At 76.5% G+C, this 16971-nt stretch carries 13 protein-coding genes; 5 read left to right on the top strand and 8 right to left on the bottom strand.

All coding sequences use genetic code 11. The features are described from left to right. Positions 1 to 25: 25 nt before the first annotated feature. The 7 genes from ACF08D_RS09980 to ACF08D_RS09950 form a co-directional block, all read right to left on the bottom strand. On the bottom strand, positions 26 to 1300 hold the full coding sequence (locus tag ACF08D_RS09980) for a hypothetical protein (RefSeq protein WP_392222061.1): 1275 nt from the start codon (positions 1298 to 1300) through the stop codon (positions 26 to 28). A gap of 40 nt (positions 1301 to 1340) precedes the next feature. Continuing rightward, a complete protein-coding gene (locus ACF08D_RS09975; protein ID WP_392222351.1) occupies positions 1341 to 2387 on the bottom strand; it encodes a glutamate ABC transporter substrate-binding protein in 1047 nt (348 codons plus the stop codon). A 251-nt stretch (positions 2388 to 2638) separates the two neighbouring features. Then, a complete protein-coding gene (locus ACF08D_RS09970) occupies positions 2639 to 4048 on the bottom strand; it encodes a hypothetical protein (RefSeq protein ID WP_392222060.1) in 1410 nt (469 codons plus the stop codon). A 112-nt stretch (positions 4049 to 4160) separates the two neighbouring features. Beyond that, the gene (locus ACF08D_RS09965) at positions 4161 to 5192 is read right to left on the bottom strand and encodes an N-acetylglucosamine kinase (RefSeq protein ID WP_392222059.1); all 1032 of its coding nucleotides are present in this window, start codon (positions 5190 to 5192) and stop codon (positions 4161 to 4163) included. Beyond that, a complete protein-coding gene (locus tag ACF08D_RS09960; protein WP_392222058.1) occupies positions 5183 to 6451 on the bottom strand; it encodes a 6-phospho-beta-glucosidase in 1269 nt (422 codons plus the stop codon). Before ACF08D_RS09960 ends, ACF08D_RS09965 begins: the two co-directional genes overlap by 10 nt. Positions 6452 to 6555: 104 nt before the next feature. Beyond that, on the bottom strand, positions 6556 to 7761 hold the full coding sequence (locus ACF08D_RS09955; RefSeq protein ID WP_392222350.1) for an ROK family transcriptional regulator: 1206 nt from the start codon (positions 7759 to 7761) through the stop codon (positions 6556 to 6558). Positions 7762 to 8062: 301 nt separating this feature from the next. Beyond that, complete coding sequence (locus tag ACF08D_RS09950; protein WP_392222349.1) at positions 8063 to 9142, bottom strand: mechanosensitive ion channel family protein; 1080 nt, start codon at positions 9140 to 9142, stop codon at positions 8063 to 8065. Between the two features lie 220 nt (positions 9143 to 9362). On the opposite strand from ACF08D_RS09950, the gene ACF08D_RS09945 reads away from it, so the two are divergent. Then, positions 9363 to 9896 carry an HNH endonuclease gene (locus ACF08D_RS09945; RefSeq protein WP_392222057.1) on the top strand — a complete coding sequence of 178 codons (534 nt, stop codon included), beginning with the start codon at positions 9363 to 9365 and terminating at the stop codon, positions 9894 to 9896. 61 nt (positions 9897 to 9957) lie between these two features. Here ACF08D_RS09945 and ACF08D_RS09940 read toward each other — a convergent pair whose 3' ends face one another. Beyond that, complete coding sequence (locus ACF08D_RS09940) at positions 9958 to 12945, bottom strand: beta-N-acetylglucosaminidase domain-containing protein (protein ID WP_392222056.1); 2988 nt, start codon at positions 12943 to 12945, stop codon at positions 9958 to 9960. Positions 12946 to 13214: 269 nt separating this feature from the next. On the opposite strand from ACF08D_RS09940, the gene ACF08D_RS09935 reads away from it, so the two are divergent. The 4 genes from ACF08D_RS09935 to ACF08D_RS09920 all read left to right on the top strand — a co-directional run bounded on the left by ACF08D_RS09935 (position 13215) and on the right by ACF08D_RS09920 (position 16969). After that, entirely contained in the window at positions 13215 to 13499 is a 285-nt protein-coding gene (locus ACF08D_RS09935; RefSeq protein ID WP_392222055.1) for a hypothetical protein, read from the top strand. Continuing rightward, positions 13500 to 15593, top strand: coding sequence for a 4-alpha-glucanotransferase (malQ, locus tag ACF08D_RS09930; protein ID WP_392222054.1), 2094 nt, complete (start codon positions 13500 to 13502; stop codon positions 15591 to 15593). It abuts the gene before it with no gap. Positions 15594 to 15613: 20 nt separating this feature from the next. Beyond that, positions 15614 to 15841 carry a hypothetical protein gene (locus tag ACF08D_RS09925; protein WP_392222053.1) on the top strand — a complete coding sequence of 76 codons (228 nt, stop codon included), beginning with the start codon at positions 15614 to 15616 and terminating at the stop codon, positions 15839 to 15841. Positions 15842 to 16039: 198 nt separating this feature from the next. After that, positions 16040 to 16969, top strand: coding sequence for a DMT family transporter (locus ACF08D_RS09920; protein WP_392222052.1), 930 nt, complete (start codon positions 16040 to 16042; stop codon positions 16967 to 16969). Positions 16970 to 16971: the final 2 nt, after the last annotated feature.

Raw genomic sequence — 16971 nt, 5'->3', positions numbered from 1 at the left:
TCGCACCCCGGCCGCTGACACTCCGTCACTCGCTCCCCCTCCCCCCGGCCGGCGGAGGCGTCTGCCCCGCCAGGGCCTCGGCGGCGGCCCGCTGGTAGCGCAGCACCGCCTCCTCCGCGACCCGCAGGTCGCACGGCGCGCTCCACAGCATCCGGCGCGCCGCGTCGTACCGCTCGATCAGCAGCGGGTCCTCCGCCAGCCCGTGCCGGGCCACCTTCGCCCGGTACGCGTCCAGCCGGCCGCGCAGCTCCGCCCGGACCGCGAGCGGCGCGGTGACCGCCGTCAACTGCTCGCGGGCCCGCAGCAGTTCCTCCTCCGCCTCCCGCTCCAGCGCCTCCAGCAGCGGCGACAGCCGGTGCCAGCGGGCGTGCCGGCGGTGCTCGGCGGCCGCCGCCAGCCGCTCCTGGAGGGCGGTCGGCGGGCCGTTCACCACCGGCACCTCCGACGCGGCGATCTTCGCCAGCACCTCGCCCCGCGCCGCCCGCGCCTCCGCCAGCGTCCGGTCGGCCCGCGACAGGAGGTCCCGCAGCCGCAGCAGGCGGGTCTCCGAGTCCTGCCGCACCTGGAGCACGGCCTCGATCTCCCGGCGCACGTCCTCCAGCGCCCGGGCCGCCCGGTCGTACCGGTCGGTGTCGGGCCGCCCGCCGCCGGGCGCCGAATGGCCCGCCGCCGGCCGCCAGAACGCCAGCGGGTCGGTCACCACCTGCTCCCGCAGCGTCGTCAGCTCGTGCGTGATGGCCTCCAGGTCGTCCCCCGCCGGGTGCTCCCCGGGGCGTACGCCCACCGAGTGCGCCAGCGACCGGGTACGGCGCAGCTCGGCCGCCAGCAGGTCTATCCGCGCGGGCAGCGCAGACCACACCGCGTCCGCCGTGACCACCGTGTCGAGCGAGCCGGCGTACAGCTCGTTCATCCGCTCCACCAGCCGCTCCAGCGTGAAGCGCTCCGCCAGGGACGCGGTGCCCGACACGGTGACGCTCTCGCCGCGCAGCCGGTCCGTCAGCTCGGCCAGCTCCTCGCGGCCGGGCCACCGGCGCCGCGCGCGTACCGCCCGCGCCTCGTCCAGCGCGGCCGTGTACGCGTCGAAGTACGTCCACAGCAGGGTGATCGAGCGCTCGGTGCCGGCCCACCGCTCCTTGGTGGTGCCGGTCAGCCCCGCGCCTTCGAGGAGCCGGCGGCCCGCGTGGTCCTGGAGGGCGAGCAGCGAGTCCTCGACCGCCTTGTGCTCCGCTTCCAGCCGCGCCAGCGCACGGTCCACCTCGTCCCGGTCCATCACCGGCCCAGGAGGCCCCGTGACGCCCATCGATCACCTCTCCCGTCGTGCCTGCGGTCAGTCGGTGCGGTCAGCCGGTGCGGTACTTCGGTGCCGGCGGGCCGGATATGCCCGGCAGGACGGGCCGCAGCCACCGGTCGTACGCCTTCGTCCAGGCGCCCTTCCGGTAGTCGACGAGCACCTGGTTGACCCGCCGTACCAGGTCGTCGTTGCCGAGCTTCGCCGCGACGCCGTAGTACTCGGTGGTGAACGGCCTGCCCTTCAGGGCGACGGCCGGGTCCTGCGCGGCCTGGCCGGCCGCCAGCGCGTTGTCCGTGACCACCGCGTCGACCTCGCCCATCTGCAGCCGCACCAGGCAGTCGAGCTGGTTGGGCACGGTCAGGACGTCCTCGTCGTCCGGCCCGCCGTCGTGCTCGTCCTCGAACACCGCCCCGAACGACTGCCGCTCCAGCGCCTCGTAGGCCGTCGAGCCCTCCGCCGAGCAGACCCGCTTGCCCCGGAGGGAGGCGTCGTAGCCGGTGATCGTGGACTCCTCGGCGGCGAGGACCTGCTGCCCGGCCTGGAAGTAGGCGGTGGAGAAGGCGACTTGCGCGGCGCGCTTGCAGTTGATGGTCATGGTGCGCACCACCAGGTCCACCGTCCCGTTCTCCAGGGCGGCGATCCGCTGGTTGGTGGGGACGGCGCGGAGGATGACGGCGTCCCGGCTGCCGAGGAGGTCCTCGGCGATGGCCCGGGCCAGGTCGATGTCGAACCCCTCCAGCCTGCGGGTGGCCGGGTCCCGGTAGCCCCAGCGGTAGCTGTTCTGGTCCACCCCGACGATCAGCTTGCCGCGCGCCTTGATGGCGTCGACGGCCGGCCCGTCGGCGGAGGACGGCGGCAGGGACGCCTCCGGGTCCTCGCAGGTGCCGGCCGCGGCCGGCACGGCGCTGCCAGCGCCGGACGGCTCGGCCGCCCCCAGGGTGGCGTGGGACAGCGGCACCAGGGTCAGGACGGCGGTGAGCCCGCACGCCACGGCCATCGCCGCGACCCCGCCCCACCCGCGCAGCCGCGGCCGCGCCCGGCCGGCGCCCCGGCCCCGGCGGCGCCCCGCCCCCCTCCCCGCGGCGCCCCCGCCCACGGAAGGCCGTCGCCGCCCGGCCCCCGGTGCGTCGCCCTCGGCAGCGCGGGCCTCGGAGGCGTACGCCGTACCGCTCTCCGCGGCGTACGCCGTACCGCTTCCCGCGGCGTACGCCGTACCGCTCCCCGCGGCGTACGCCGTGCCCTGCCCCGCCGCGGACGGCCCGGCGTCCTGCGGGCTGGAGCCGCCGGGCAGGTCCGGACCGGCCCCCGGCGTCCGCTGGTCGTCCCTCATCGCGCCTCCCCTCACCCTCACCGGTACTCCGACAGCCTGCGGTTGACGCCCATCACGGCTCCGGCCGCGCCCGCCACCGCCAGGGCCGCCGCCCCGGCGGGCAGCCCGGCCAGCGCCCCGCGCCCGTCCTCGGCGGCCCGGGCGAACTCGCCCTGCTCGTGCGCCAGCGCCCGCCCCAGGGCCGCGTCCACCCGGTCGAACGACTCCCCGGTGGACCCTTCGACGCCGATCACCCGCGACAGGGCCGCCTCGTAGTCGCCGCCGTTGTCCGTCTCCCGGGCGTTGGTGTGCCGCAGCTTCCACTCGCCGACCTGCTCCACGGCCGCCGCCACCGGCCCGCGGCCCGCCTCGTCGTCGGCCAGCCGGCCCGCCTCGGTGAGGGCGGTGGTCAGCCGGCCCATGTCCGCGCCGTACGCGGTCTCGTACTTGTCGCCGCTGCCGTCGTCGGTCAGCACCGCGCCGCGCGCCACCAGCGTCAGGCTCTCGTTGGCCCGCGCCTTCAGGGAGGTGATCCGGGCCTCGTTCAGCACGTCCAGCGACGCCTGCCCGTGCTCCCCGGCCTCCGTCAGCCCGGACCGGGCCATCGTGTGCCCGCCCGCCAGCCACAGCAGCACGACCGCGGTCGCCGCGGTCGCGGCCAGCAGCCCCCGGTTGAAGACCCGGTTGGTGCGCAGGTACGCGCGGCGCTGCACCCACAGCAGGACGGCCAGGACCACGATCCCGGTGCCCAGCGACAGCAGCGGCCACGCCCGCGCCTCCCGGTCGTCCCGCCCGAGCCGCGCGGTCTCCGCCTCGTACAGCCGCTCGGCGGCGGGCAGCAGCCGGGTGCTCATCTGCTGGTTGGCGTACCGCAGATAGGCGCCGCCCAGCGGCAGGCCCTGCCGGTCGGCCGCCCGGGCGCGCTCCACCAGGCCCGTGTAGCGCGGCAGGTACTCGTTGAGGGTGGCGAGGTCCCGGGCGGACGACGACGAACCGTCCGTGTTCGTCGCGGCCTTGACCAGCAGCCGCGACGCGGTGGTGATGTCCCGCTCGTACCGCGCGCGGACCTCCGGGGGCTCCTTCGCCCCGGCCAGGAAGCCGCTCGCCGCGGCCGTGTCCGCGTCCGCCAGCGACCGGTAGATGTCCGCGGCGTCGGCGCTCAGCGGCTGGCTGCGCCGCAGGACGTCGTCGGCCGCCTCCGCCCGGCCGGACACCTCCGCGGCGGTCACCGCCCCGAACAGCACGACCAGCGCGGCCAGTACGGCGCCCAGGACCCGCAGCCGCCCCGGCTCCGTCGTCACCGCCGCCCGCACCGCCGCCAGCACCTCGGCCCACGCCCCGCGCCCCTCCGGCGGCCCGGCGGGCGGGGCGGGCGGCGGCGGGGGAAGGACGGGCGGCGGCGCGCCCGGTACGGGCGGCGCGGCCGGCGCTTGTGGTGCGTACGTCACGTGACCTCCCCCTCGGTCGCTCACCGCAGTATGGCCAAAGGGGCCGGTGTTCACACCAGAGTTGACTCGATCTTGTGCGTCTCCGCCCGCCGGTCGCCCCTCGCCCCCGCCCTCACCGCGCGCCCCTCGGCCCCCCACCTGAATACGCCGCCGGGCCCCGGATGGTTCCCCGCGCGTAGTGGGCCCGCAGCCGCGCGCGGGCCTCCGGGGGCGCCCCCACGGCATCCAGACCCAGCAGCGCCGCGCCCAGCACAGGCGGGGCCGTCACCACACGGACCTCAGCGCCGGGCGCCCTGGCCGCCAGCAGACCGGCCACCCGCCCGTTCAGGTCCGGGTGGCGCGCCGCCAGGACGCTGCCGCCCAGCAGCACCGGAACCTCCGCGTCCAGCAGGCCCAGCCGCTCCAGCGCGACGCCCGCCAGCGCGGCGACCTCCTCCGCCTGACGCTCCACCAGGGCCCGCGCCACCGGGTCGCCCGCCGCGGCCACCGCGAACAGCACCGGCACCAGCTCGTGCCGCCGCCCGGCGGGGATCCGCCCCAGGTGCAGCGCCTCGACCAGCGCGTACACCGACCCCAGCCCGAAGTGCGCCGGCAGGGCACGGGCCAGCTCCGTCGGCCCGCCCCGCCCGTCCTCGGCCCGCGCGGCGCACCACAGCGCCTCCTCCGCGAGGAACGCACCCCCGCCCCAGTCACCGGAGATGCGCCCCACCGACGCGAACCGCGCGGTGCGCCCGTCCGGCAGCATGCCCACGCAGTTGATCCCCGCCCCGCACACCACGGCGACGCCCCGCGGCTCGTCCACCCCCGCCCGCAGCACGGCGAACGTGTCATTGCGGACCTCGACCGTCCGCCCCCACGCGCGCGTGCGCAGCGCTTCGGCCAGCTCGGCCTCCTCGGAAGGGAAGTCGGCGTTCGCCAGGCACGCCGAGACGTGCCGGGCGCCCGTCACCGCCCCGCCCGCGCCCGCCAGCGCCGAGGCGACGGCCGCCCCCAGCACGTCCACCGCGGCCGGCACGCCCACCCGCGGCGGCTGGAAGCCCGCCCCCCGCGCCTCGGCGAGGACCGTGCCGTCCGCGCCGACGAACGCCACGTCCGACTTGCTGTTGCCCGCGTCGATCGCCAGGACCGCCGCCGTCACGCCCACGGCAGGTGCTCCCGGTTGTGGGCGATCAGCCGGTCGGTGAGGCCGTCGGCGAGCGCGTACTGCCCGACCAGCGGGTGCGCCAGCAGCGCCCGGAACACCCGGTCGCGCCCGCCGCGCAGCGCCGCGTCCAGCGCCAGGTCCTCGTAGGCGGTGACGCCCGCGACGAGCCCCGCGTACAGCGGGTCCAGCGGGGGCACCGGGAGCGGCGCGGCGCCCGAGGCGTCCACCACGGCCGGCACCTCGATCACCGCGTCGTCCGGCAGGAACGGCAGGGTGCCCCGGTTGTACGCGTTGACCACCTGCGTACGCGGGGCCGAGCCGCCGCCCAGCAGCGCCGCCGCCAGGTCCACCGCCGCCTCCGAGTAGAAGGCCCCGCCGCGCCGCGAGAGCAGCTCCGGCTTCTCGTCCAGCGCCAGGTCGCCGTACAGCGCCAGCAGCTCCCGCTCCATGGCGGCGACCTCCGCCGCCCGGGACGGCTTGCCGCCCAGCTCGCGCACCACCTCGTCGTGCGCGTAGAAGTACCGCAGGTAGTACGAGGGGACGACGCCCAGCCGGTCCAGCAGGGCGCGCGGCATCCGCAGGTCGGCGGCGACGGCGTCGCCGTGGGCGGCGAGCAGCCCGGGCAGCACGTCCTCGCCGTCGGGGCCGCCGAGCCGTACCGCCCGCTCCCACGTCAGGTGGTTCAGCCCCACGTGGTCCAGGTGCACGGTGTCCGGGGCGACGCCCAGCAGCCGGGCGAACTTCCGCTGGAAGCCGATGGCCACATTGCACAGCCCGACGGCCCGGTGCCCGGCCTCCAGCAGCGCCCGGGTCACGATGCCCACCGGGTTGGTGAAGTCGATGATCCAGGCGTCCGGACTGGCCCGGCGCACCCGCTCGGCGATGTCCAGCACCACCGGCACGGTGCGCAGCGCCTTCGCCAGCCCGCCCGCGCCGGTGGTCTCCTGCCCGACGCAGCCGCACTCCAGCGGCCAGGTCTCGTCGCGCTCGCGGGCCGTCTGCCCGCCGACGCGCAGCTGGAGCAGGACCGCGTCGGCGCCGTCCACACCCGCGTCGAGGTCGGACGTGGTCGTGATCCGGCCGCTGTGCCCCTGCCGGGCGAAGATCCGGCGGGCCAGCCCGCCGACCAGCTCCAGCCGGTCGGCGGCCGGGTCCACCAGGACCAGCTCGGAGACGGGCAGGGTGTCGCGCAACCGCGCGAACCCGTCGACCAGTTCGGGGGTGTACGTCGAACCGCCCCCCACCACCGCCAGCTTCATGCGCCTCAGCCCTTCGCTTGTGGCTTCGCTCGTGCCTTCGTCTCGTGGTCGCGCTCGTGGTCTCGTCTCGTGGTCTCGGACCGTCGGATCGCCGGGTCGCGGTCTCAGCGGGAGGTGTCGAACACCTCGTCCCGGGTGGCGGCCAGCGCGCTCTCCAGCCCGCCCCGCAGCACCGGGTCCCGCCGCACGGCGCCCAGCACCAGCCGGGGCCGGGACGCGGCCAGTTCGGCCAGCTCGCCCTCGACGCGCCCGCGCAGCTCCTCGCCCCCGGCGGCGATCACCCCGCCGGACAGCACCACCAGGGCCGGGTCGAGGACCGCGACCAGCGCGGCGAGCCCGGTGGCGAGGCCGGTGGCGAAGGCGTCCAGCAGCCGGGCGTACGGGCCGGGTCCGGGTCCGGCGGCGACCGCCCGCCGCACCAGCTCCGCCGCCGCCCCGGCGGGCTCGCCGTCCGGCACGTCCCCGATGCCGTACGCCCGGGCCAGCCGGGTCAGGGCGCGGGCGCCGGCCAGCTCCTGGAAGCCGCCGCTGTTCGCCCGGGTGACGTTCCGCACGAGCGGCGCTCCCGGCACGGGCAGGAAGCCCACCTCGCCGGCGCCGCCGGTGAAGCCCCGGTGCAGCCGCCCGCCCAGCACCAGCGCGGCGCCCAGGCCCTCCTCGTTCCACAGCAGGACGAAGTCGTCGTGCCCCCGGGCCGCCCCCAGCCGCTGCTCGGCCACCGCCGCCAGGTTGACGTCGTTGTCGTACGCGACCGGTGCCGGCAGCGCCTCCGCCAGCTCCGCCGGCAGCGCGGGGGAGTGCCAGCCCGGCAGGTGCGCGGCGTACCGGAGCCGCCCGGTCGACGGGTCGAACGCGCCGGGCGTGCCGATCACCACCCGCCGCACCCGGTCCCGGGTGAGGCCCGCCGCCGCGACGGCGCCGTCCAGCGCGCCGGCCACCTGCCGGACGACGTCCCCGGGCGCCGCCCCATCGGAAGCGGACACGGAGGCGGGCACGGACGCCGGCGCGGGGGTCGGCAGCTCGTACGTGCCGACGACCGCCCCGGTCAGGTCGGCGACCGCCGCGCGGACGCGCCGGGGGGTGACGTCGAGGGCGGCGGCGTGGGCGGCGCCGGGGTTGACCCCGTACAGCTGGGCGTTCGGGCCGGGCCGCCCCTCCGCCGTCCCGGTCGCCACCACCAGCCCGGCCGCCTCCAGCCGCGCCAGGAGCTGCGACGAGGTCGGCTTGGACAGCCCGGTCAGCCCGCCGAGCCGGGTGCGGGACAGCGGCCCGTGCTCCAGCAGCATGTCGAGGGCGGCGCGGTCGTTCATGGCCCGCAGGACGCGCGGGGTGCCGGGGACGGGGCCGTGCGGGGTCACGCGGGTCACCTGCCGATTGTCAGGAAACTTTCCTGTTGTTCGCCGCCGACGGTAGGCCGCGCCCGAGAACCGGTCAAGGGCCCGGCCGCGAGCCGGGTCGAGCCGGGTCGAGCCGGTCGAGGGCCGTCCTCGTACGAGCCACCGGTTCCCGCCCCGGAACGGCGAAGGCGCCCGCCCCGGAACGGCGAAGGCGCCCCCGCCGGTCCGGCGGGGGCGCCCACGCGCGCGTGCGTCGCCCCTCGGGGCGCGGTGGCTACTTGGTGAGGTTGGGCGGCGGGTTCAGCGGGGTCGCCGCGACGGACTGGGGCGAGGTCGCCGAGGCGAACGCCGAGGGGGCCGCCATCCCGGCGGTCGGGTCCGCGGCCGTCTCGTCGCCGGCGGCGGCCGGGAGCCCGCCCACGATGCGGATGCCCACCTCGTCGAAGGCCCGCTTGATGCGCCAGCGCAGCTCGCGCTCCACGCCCAGGGACTTGCCCGGCATCGTCTTGGCGGCGAGCCGGACGGTCATCGAGTCCAGCAGCACCTCGACCAGGCCCAGCACCTCCACCGGGCCCCACAGGCGCTCGTTCCACGGCTCCTCCTTGGCCAGGGCCTCCCCGACCTCGGTGATCACCGTCCGGACCCGGTCCAGGTCCTCGGAGGGGTGCACCGTCACATCGACGGTCGCCGTGGACCAGCCCTGGCTCAGGTTGCCGATCCGCTTGATCTCGCCGTTGCGGACGTACCAGATCTCCCCGTTGTCGCCGCGCAGCTTGGTCACCCGCAGCCCGACCTCGATCACCTCGCCGGACGCCACGCCCGCGTCCACCGCGTCGCCGACGCCGTACTGGTCCTCCAGGATCATGAAGACGCCGGAGAGGAAGTCCGTGACCAGGTTCCGGGCGCCGAAACCGATCGCCACGCCCGCCACACCGGCCGAGGCGAGCAGCGGCGCCAGATTGACGTTGAACGCGCCGAGGATCATCAGCCCGGCGGTGCCCATGATCAGGAACGAGGCGACCGAGCGCAGCACCGAGCCGATGGCCTCCGAGCGCTGCCGGCGCCGCTCCGCGTTCACCAGCAGCCCGCCCAGGGCGGAGCCCTCCACGGCCTGGGCGCTGCGGTTCATGCGTTCTATGAGCTTGGTGAGCGCCCTGCGGACGAGATGGCGCAGCACGACGGCCACGACCAGGATCAGCAGGATGCGCAGACCGGTGCTGAGCCAGGTGGACCAGTTCTGCTCCACCCAGCCCGCGGCTTCGCCGGCCTGCTTCGCGGCCTCGTCGAGCGTCACCGGGCGGGGTGTGGGGTCGGCAGCCGAAAGGGCGGACCTGAGCACGGCGGGAACCTCCAGGATGGACAAGCGGACCAATTACATTTAACGGGGCGTTAAGGGGGGTTCGTTGCCATGTTCGAGGGAGAGCTGCGTCTCACCTGGGGATGATCGGGGTGTGGTCGAAAACACTCCGGGCCCGTTACCGGTACGTGGTGGCGCTTCGACCTGGCATGAGGAGAGACTGAGAGCAGATCGTCCCGGCGCGAGCCACGCGCCGCCGGCGTTATAGGAGGCATCCGTGCCGCATGTCCTGGTCCTCAACGCGTCGTACGAGCCCCTCGGCGTCGTACCGCTCCGCCGCGCGCTCGTCCTCGTCCTGGAGAACAAGGCCATCTGCCTCGAGGAATCCGGCGCCTTCATGCACAGTGCGACCCGCGTCGTCGCCGCACCCAGTGTGGTCCGCCTGAAGCGGTTCGTACGGGTCCCCTACCGGGGGCCCGTTCCTCTGACCCGCAAAGCCCTCTTCGCCCGCGACGGCGGGCGCTGCATGTACTGCGGTGGCGTCGCAACCAGCGTCGACCACGTCGTGCCGCGCAGCCGGGGCGGCCAGCACGCCTGGGAGAACGTGGTGGCGGCCTGCCGCCGCTGCAATCACGTCAAGGCCGACCGCCACCTGCGGGAACTGGGCTGGCGGCTCCACCAGCAGCCCGCCCCGCCGACCGGCCTCGCCTGGCGGATCATCGGCACCGGCCACCGGGACCCGCGCTGGCTCCCCTATCTCCAGCCGTACGGCGCGGAGGACGCCATGGCCCGCATCGATCGCGTCTCCTAGGGCCCGGTTCGGCTCCGGGGCGCCGAAGCATGCGCCGACGGTCTACCTCCGCCCCTTCGCCTCACTCGCCCGGCGTGCCGCCCGGTGTCGCCGGTGTCGCCGGCTTCGGCGGGGGCGTCACCGCGTAGGCCTCCACCGTGAACAGCGAGTAGCCGTACTCGGTGGCCCGGGCGTCGCCCTGGATGCGGACGAAACGGGTGCCGGAGGCGTCCATGCGGATCGTCTCGCGGCCGCCGCGGCCGTCCCGGACGGTGGCGGCCGTACGCCAGACGCGGCCGTCGGCGGAGACCTGGACCCGGTACTTCGCCGCGTGGGCGTCCTGCCAGTGCAGCACCACCTGGCCCAGCCGTACCGGCCGCTCCAGCTCCAGCTGCCACCAGGCGCCGTCCTCCGCCGGGGAGGACCAGCGGGTGGCCGGGTCGCCGTCGACCGCGGCCGAGGCGGGGAAGTCGGCGGTCTCGTCGCCCGACGACGAGGCCCGTGCCGTACGGGCCAGGTCCGGGCCGCCCGTGGCGGGGAAGGCGCGCACGGTCAGCGTGCGCTCCTGGCCCTCGAAGGACAGCGGCACCCGGTACTCGCCCGACGGGGTGTCCGCCGGGACGGTGATGTCGACCGGGACCGTCGCCTTGGTGCCGCGCGGGACGGTCGTCTGCTTCGGGACGGTGACCTTGAGGCCCTTGGGGGCCTTCGCGGTGAGGGCGCCGCGCACCTCGCCCGGCCGCTGGGCGGCCAGCACCGCGTCGACCCGGCGCGGGGCGCCGCCGATCACCGCGTCGGTCTCGGTGCGCGGCAGGTCCAGGCGGGCCTGCGGCTCGTCCGCGAACCAGGGCACCAGGGCCCGGACGCCGGGGGAGCGGCCGGCCCAGGTGATCCGTACGGCGTCGGCGGACACGCCCCGCGCGGCGGCCTGCGTCCAGCCGCTGCCCGACAGGGCGCCCAGCGGCCGCCACCCCTGGCCGGGCACATGCGCCTCGACCGTGCCGTGCGCGGGGCGGTCGCCCGGCACCGTCATCGCGGTGACCGTGTCCAGCGGGCGCGCCCGGCCCAGCCGCACCGTGTAGGCGCCGTCCACGCGCTCCGGCGTGCCCGTGTCGCGGGAGGCGCCGGTCCAGCGCGCGGCCTCCTCGGCGGCCCGCTTCAGGAACGGGTCCAGCACGCCCTCGCCGACCGTGACCGGGCTGGCCGCCAGGTCCCGGCGGAGCGGCTCCAGCTCCAGCGAGGCCCGCCAGGCCGCCGCCCCGTCGCCCCGGCTCTGCGCCTGGAGCATGTCGACCGCGGCCTCGCCGGCCCGGCCGTACCGCGCGAGCTGCTCCAGCCAGGGCCGCACCTCGTCGTCCAGCGTGCCGTCCGCCGCGCCCGCCAGCCGCTGCGGGGCGCCGCGCATCACGGAGAACGCCGCGCGCAGCTCCCGCGCCGCCCGGTCCCGGGCCGCGGGGTCCGCCGTGGTGCTCGCCCGGGTGCGCCAGAAAGCGCCCAGCAGCGGGCGCAGGTACGCCGACTCGGTGCGGCTGAGGATCGACGAGGCGTCGTTGCCCGCCAGGGCGTGCAGGGCCCGGCGGGTCTCCGGGTCGCCGCCCGCCAGGTCGGTCAGGGCGGCGTGCCAGGACTCGCCGGGGCGGTAGCCGCGGGGGTTCCAGGCGTAGTCGGCGGCGGTGAAGACGGGGATGCGGGAGGCGGCGGCCTGCTCCATCGCGTTCGCCAGCAGGGCGGCGGACCCGGCGGCGACCGCGGGCTCGCGCCCCATGTAGGGGCCGAGGAAGATCCGGTCCTGGGCGTAGTCGTTGACCGGGTAGTTGTCCATGGTGACCAGCGGGTGCCCGAACGCCTCGCGCGCGCCCGCCAGCTCCCGGCCGGTGATCGTCCGGGGCACCACGCCGACGCCCGTCCACGCCACCTGCACCCGGTCGTCCAGCGCGGCGGCGAGCGCCGTGCGGTACTCGGTGGTGCCGTCCTGGTAGTACTCGGTCGGCATCAGCGTCACCGGCTCGGCGTCCGGGTACCGGCCGGCGAGGTGCCGCGCCAGTTCCGTCGCCACGCGCGCGTGCGCCCGGGCCGCGGAGTCGGGGCCCGAGCCGAAGGTGTCCGCGTCCCGCGAGCAGTGCCACTCGTCGTACGAGGCGTCCTGGAACTGCACCTGGAAGGCGCGGAACCCCAGCGCGTACATCGCGTCGGCCTTGCGCTTGAGCGCCGCCAGGTCGTCCCCGGAGGACAGGCACATCGACTGGGCCGGCGACACCGCCCAGGTCAGCGTCACGTGGTTGCGCCGGGCGCGCTCGGCCAGCTCGCGGAACTCGGCCCGCTGCGCCGCCGGGTAGGGGTCGCGCCACTGCGCCTGGCGGAAGGGGTCGTCGCCCGGCGCGTACAGGTACCGGTTCTGCTTGGTGCGGCCCATGAAGTCCAGCTGGGCGAGCCGCTGCTGGTGGCTCCACGGGCGGCCGTAGAAGCCCTCCGTGAGGCCGCGCACGGCCGTGCCGGGCCAGTCGCGCACCACGACGCCGGGCACGGCCCGCCCGCCGGCTATGAGCTGGCGCAGGGTCTGCACGGCGTGGAACAGCCCGTCGGGGCCCTCGCCGTCGACCGCGACGGTGTCCCGGTCCTCGTACCGGCCGGTGGCGATCCGGTAGCCGCCCGACGGCAGGTCACCCCGCTCCGGCGCCCGCAGGGCGCGCAGCGCGTCCCGCGCGCCGTCCCCGCCCAGCAGCACCGCGGGACCGCGCCCCTGCCGCCCGCCGGTGTACACCGTGTGGACGCCCGCGTCACGCAGGACGCCCTCCAGCGCGGTCGCCGCGTACGGGTCGGCGCCCTCGCCCGTGACGATCGTCACCTCGTCGCCGAGGGGCACCGCGGTGCCCGCCGCCCGGAGGGACTGCGGGCGCGGCCACACCGGGGGCACGGCCGTGCCGTCCCGCTCCGGGGAGGCCGTCGTGGGGGAGCCGGGTCCGCCGGGCGCGGCGTGCGCGCCGGGAGCGCCGCCCAGCAGTCCGCCGATCACGGCGACGGCCACGGCCGTCGCGGTCCGCTTCCCGCGGCCGAAGCGCCCGTTCCGCACGCGCGTCCCCCCTCGTCTTTCGCTGTCCTGCGAGTAGCTTGGCCGGTGGCCGGAGCGATGACCGAACCGGTCGGTTTCGAGCCCACCACCGACTCGCCGAAGGTGTCAATGTGCGTGGCCGTTGTGTCGTATTTGCCTACCGGGGCGCGGGGTGCCGTCCAACTCCCGCCCCGGGAAGGCGATGTGACCGACACCACGTTCCGCGGATGTGTGGCCGACGACTGGGTAGGGCTGCTGTGTCCCACTGTCGTCCGCACAGGGAGGCCACCGTGGCCGCTTCCGCCCAGCTCCTGCTCTCCGCCCTCTCCAAACAGGCCCCGGGAACCGTCCCCGCGACCCGTGAACCGGTCTCCGGGTACGGCCCCGGCTTCTGCCCCCTCACCGGCTTGCCCGAGGCCGGCGCGCCCCTCAGCAGCGAACCCCTCACCAGCGAACCGCCGCTTCCCGACGCCACCCCGCTCACCAGCGAACCCGCCCTCACCGACTTCACCCCCCTCACCAGCGAGCCGACCGCGCACCGCACGGCCGGCGGACCGGAGTCCCCAGGAGCCTGAATGACCCTTGCCCGGCTCGCCGCGCTGCACGGTGTCGCCACCGCGTACTCCCCTTCCGCGGGTGTCACCGTCCCGGTCCCCGACGCCACGGTGGTCGAGGTCCTCGCCGCCCTGGGCGTCGACGCCACCACCCCCGGGGCGCTGCGCGCGTCCCTGGCCGCCACCGAGGCGGCCGGGGACGACCGGCTGCTCCCGCCGACGCTCGTCCTGTGGCAGGACGGCCCGCCCGAGCCGCCGCGACCGGTCACCGCGCTCCCGCCGGGCACCGAGCTGCGGATCGTCACCGAGCACGGCGACGAGATCTCCGGCACGCCCCGCTGGGCCCGGCTGCCCCTCGGCGTCCACCGGGTCGAGGCCCGGGCCCGGGACGGGCGCACGGCCGCCGCCACGCTCGTCGTCGCCCCCGCGCGCGTGCCGCAGCCCCCCGCGCGCGGGCACGGCCTGCTGGTCCAGCTCTACTCGCTGCTGTCCGCCCGCTCCTGGGGCATGGGCGACCTCGGCGACCTGCGGGAGCTCGCCGGATGGGCGGGCCGCGACCTGGGCGCCGGGTTCGTCCAGGTCAACCCGCTGCACGCGGCCGTGCCCGGCACACCCACCGACCCGTCCCCCTACCGCCCCTCCTCGCGGCGCTTCCCCGACCCGGTGCACCTGCGGATCGAGGACGTCCCCGAGTACGCCTACGCGCGCGTGCACCTGGGCCCCGAGGAGCGGGCCGAGCTGGACGCGCTCCTCGGGCGGGCCGCCGAGCTGCGCGAGGGGGTGCTGCGCAAGGGCGAGCTGATCGACCGGGACGCGGTGTGGGTGCTCAAGCGCCGGGCCCTGGAGCTGCTGCTGCGCGTCCCGCTCGGCCCCGGCCGCCAGGCCGCCCTGCGCGCCTTCACCGCCGGGCACGGCCGGGCCCTGCTCGACCACGCCACCTGGTGCGCCCTGGCCGAGCGCCACGGCTCCGACCGCACCCAGTGGCCCGCCGGGCTGCGCGACCCGCGCTCGGCCGCCACCGCGCGGGCGCGTGACGAGCTGGCCGACCGGATCGACTTCCACCGTCGGCTCGCCTGGCTCACCGACGAGCAGCTCGGCGCCGCCGCCCGCGCCGCCCGCGAGGCGGGCATGTCCGTCGGGATCGTCCACGACCTCGCGGTCGGGGTCCACCCGGACGGCGCCGACGCCTGGGCGCAGGCGGACACCTTCGCCGCCGGCATGTCGGTGGGCGCCCCGCCGGACGCCTTCAACGCCCTGGGCCAGGACTGGGGCCTGCCGCCGTGGCGCCCCGACGCGCTGGCCGCCTCCGGCTACGCCCCGTACCGCGACCTGTTGCGCGGCCTGCTCCGGCACGCCGGGGCGCTCCGCATCGACCACGTCATGGGGCTGTTCCGGCTCTGGTGGATCCCCGAGGGCCGCCGCCCCACCGAGGGCACCTACGTCCGCTACGACGCCGACGCCATGCTCGCCGTCCTCGCCCTGGAGGCCCACCGCGCCGGCGCCGTGGTGATCGGCGAGGACCTCGGCACGGTCGAGCCCGGCGTACGGGAGGCGCTCCAGCGGCGCGGCGTGCTCGGCACCTCCGTGATGTGGTTCGAGCGCGACTGGGAGGGGACGGGCCGGCCGCTGCCGCCGGACGCCTGGCGCGCCGACTGCGTGGCCACCGCCACCACCCACGACCTGCCGTCCACCGCCGCCCGGCTCACCGGCGACCATGTCGCCCTGCGCCACCGGCTCGGGCTGCTGACCCGCCCCCTCGGCGAGGAGCGGGCCGACGACGCCCGGGACGTCGCCGAATGGCTCGCGTACCTGCGGGAGCTGGGCGTACTGGAGGAGGGGCCGCGCGACGAGGAGGCCGAGATCCGGGCGGTCCACCGCTTCCTGCGGCTCACCCCCGCGCGGATGACCGGCGTCTGGCTCCCGGACGCGGTCGGCGACCGCCGCCCGCAGAACCTGCCGGGCACCTGGGACCAGTACCCGAACTGGCGGCTGCCCGTCGCCGACGCGGAGGGCCGCCCCGTCACCCTGGAGGAGCTGGCCGCCTCGCCCCGGCTGCACGCCCTGATGGACGTGCTCCGGCCGTCCACGGCACCCCCGGACGCGCGCGGCTCCTAGCCGTTCGCTACGTTTGCACCGTGGACAAGAAGAACGCCCTGCGCGCCGGCGCCGTCACGGCCGGTACGACGCTGATGATGCTGCTGATGACGTCCCCCGCGCTCGCGCTCACCCGCGACGACGGTGACGACCCGGGCTCCGGCCTGAGCGTGGCCGAGACCCTCGGCCTGTTCGTCGCCGCGCCGCTCGTGCTGTTCGCGGTCATCGCGGGCCTGGTCATGGTGATGGACCGCTCCAAGAAGGCCTGACCCTCCCCGCGGCAGCCCCACCCGGGTGGTACCCCGTACCGCCCGGGTTTTCGGCGTTCCCGTACACCCCCCGACACCATTGTTCAGCACAGCTGAAATGTGTGCTCAGAAGGTTTCGATGGACCTTATGGGTGGCGCGGTGCGACGGTGGAGCCCTCGACCACGATCCCCGCACGGGGAGGAAGGCAGGGGGCAGCCGTGGCAGTCCTGGACCGCGTCCGTACCGGAGAGCCGACGAGCAGGAGGGGACCGGCCGCCCGGGCGGTGGGGCCGGGGCTCCTCCTCGCGGCCCTCGCGACGGTCGTCTGGTCCGGCAGCTTCGTCACCTCCCGCGCCCTGCACGACTCCGTGCCCCCGGTCCAGGCCGCCTTCTGGCGCTGGATCGTCGCCCTCCTGGCCGTCGCCCCCTACGCCGCCCGCGCGGCCTGGCGGCAGCGCGGCCCGATCCGCCGCCACGCCGGCTTCGTCACCCTGGCCGCCCTGCTCGGCGTCACCGTCTACAACACCCTGGTCAACCAGGCCGGACTGACCACCTCCGCCTCCACCATGGGCATGGTGATGGCCGCCTCCCCGGTCCTGATGGCGGTGTACGAGAAGCTCGGCGGCGCCCGCCTCGGGCCGCGCCGCGTCACCGGCATGCTGGTCGCCTGCGCGGGCGTCGTGCTCCTCGTCGGCAACGGCTCCCCGGCGTCCGGGCCCGGCGCGGGCGACCTGTGGATCGTGGCCGCCGCGCTCTGCTTCGCCTCGTACAGCGCCCTGCTCAGGCGCCGGCCCGCCGGGCTCGGCGGACCGGCCTTCCTCTTCGCCACGTTCGCGCTGGGCGCGCTGATGCTGCTGCCGGCGTACGGGATCAGCCTCGCCGTCCAGGGCGGCTTCCCGCCCACGGCCGGCACCGTCGGCCCGCTGGTGTACGTCGGGGTCTTCTCCTCCGCCCTCGCCTTCTTCGCCTGGAACAAGGCCGTCGCGCTGATCGGCGCCGCCCGCGCCGGAGTCGTCTACTACCTCCAGCCGGTGTGCGTGGCGCTGCTGTCCTGGCTGCTGCTCGGCGAGTCGATGGGCCCCTGGCACGTCCTGTGCATGGCGCTGATCCTGGGCGGCGTCGTCCTCGGGACCGCCCGCGGCAGGTGACC

The sequence above is a fragment of the Streptomyces sp. NPDC015131 genome, assembly GCF_043079975.1.
Classification (GTDB): domain Bacteria; phylum Actinomycetota; class Actinomycetes; order Streptomycetales; family Streptomycetaceae; genus Streptomyces.
The sequence above is the reverse complement of the archived record's forward strand: the minus strand, read 5'-3'. Positions and strand labels throughout refer to the sequence as shown.

Coding starts and splice junctions, on each gene's coding strand:
- ACF08D_RS09980 (WP_392222061.1), bottom strand. CDS start 1,300: ATGGGCGTCACGGGGCCTCCTGGGCCGGTGATGGACCGGGACGAGGTG.
- ACF08D_RS09960 (WP_392222058.1), bottom strand. CDS start 6,451: ATGAAGCTGGCGGTGGTGGGGGGCGGTTCGACGTACACCCCCGAACTG.
- ACF08D_RS09955 (WP_392222350.1), bottom strand. CDS start 7,761: ATGAACGACCGCGCCGCCCTCGACATGCTGCTGGAGCACGGGCCGCTG.
- malQ (WP_392222054.1), top strand. CDS start 13,500: ATGACCCTTGCCCGGCTCGCCGCGCTGCACGGTGTCGCCACCGCGTAC.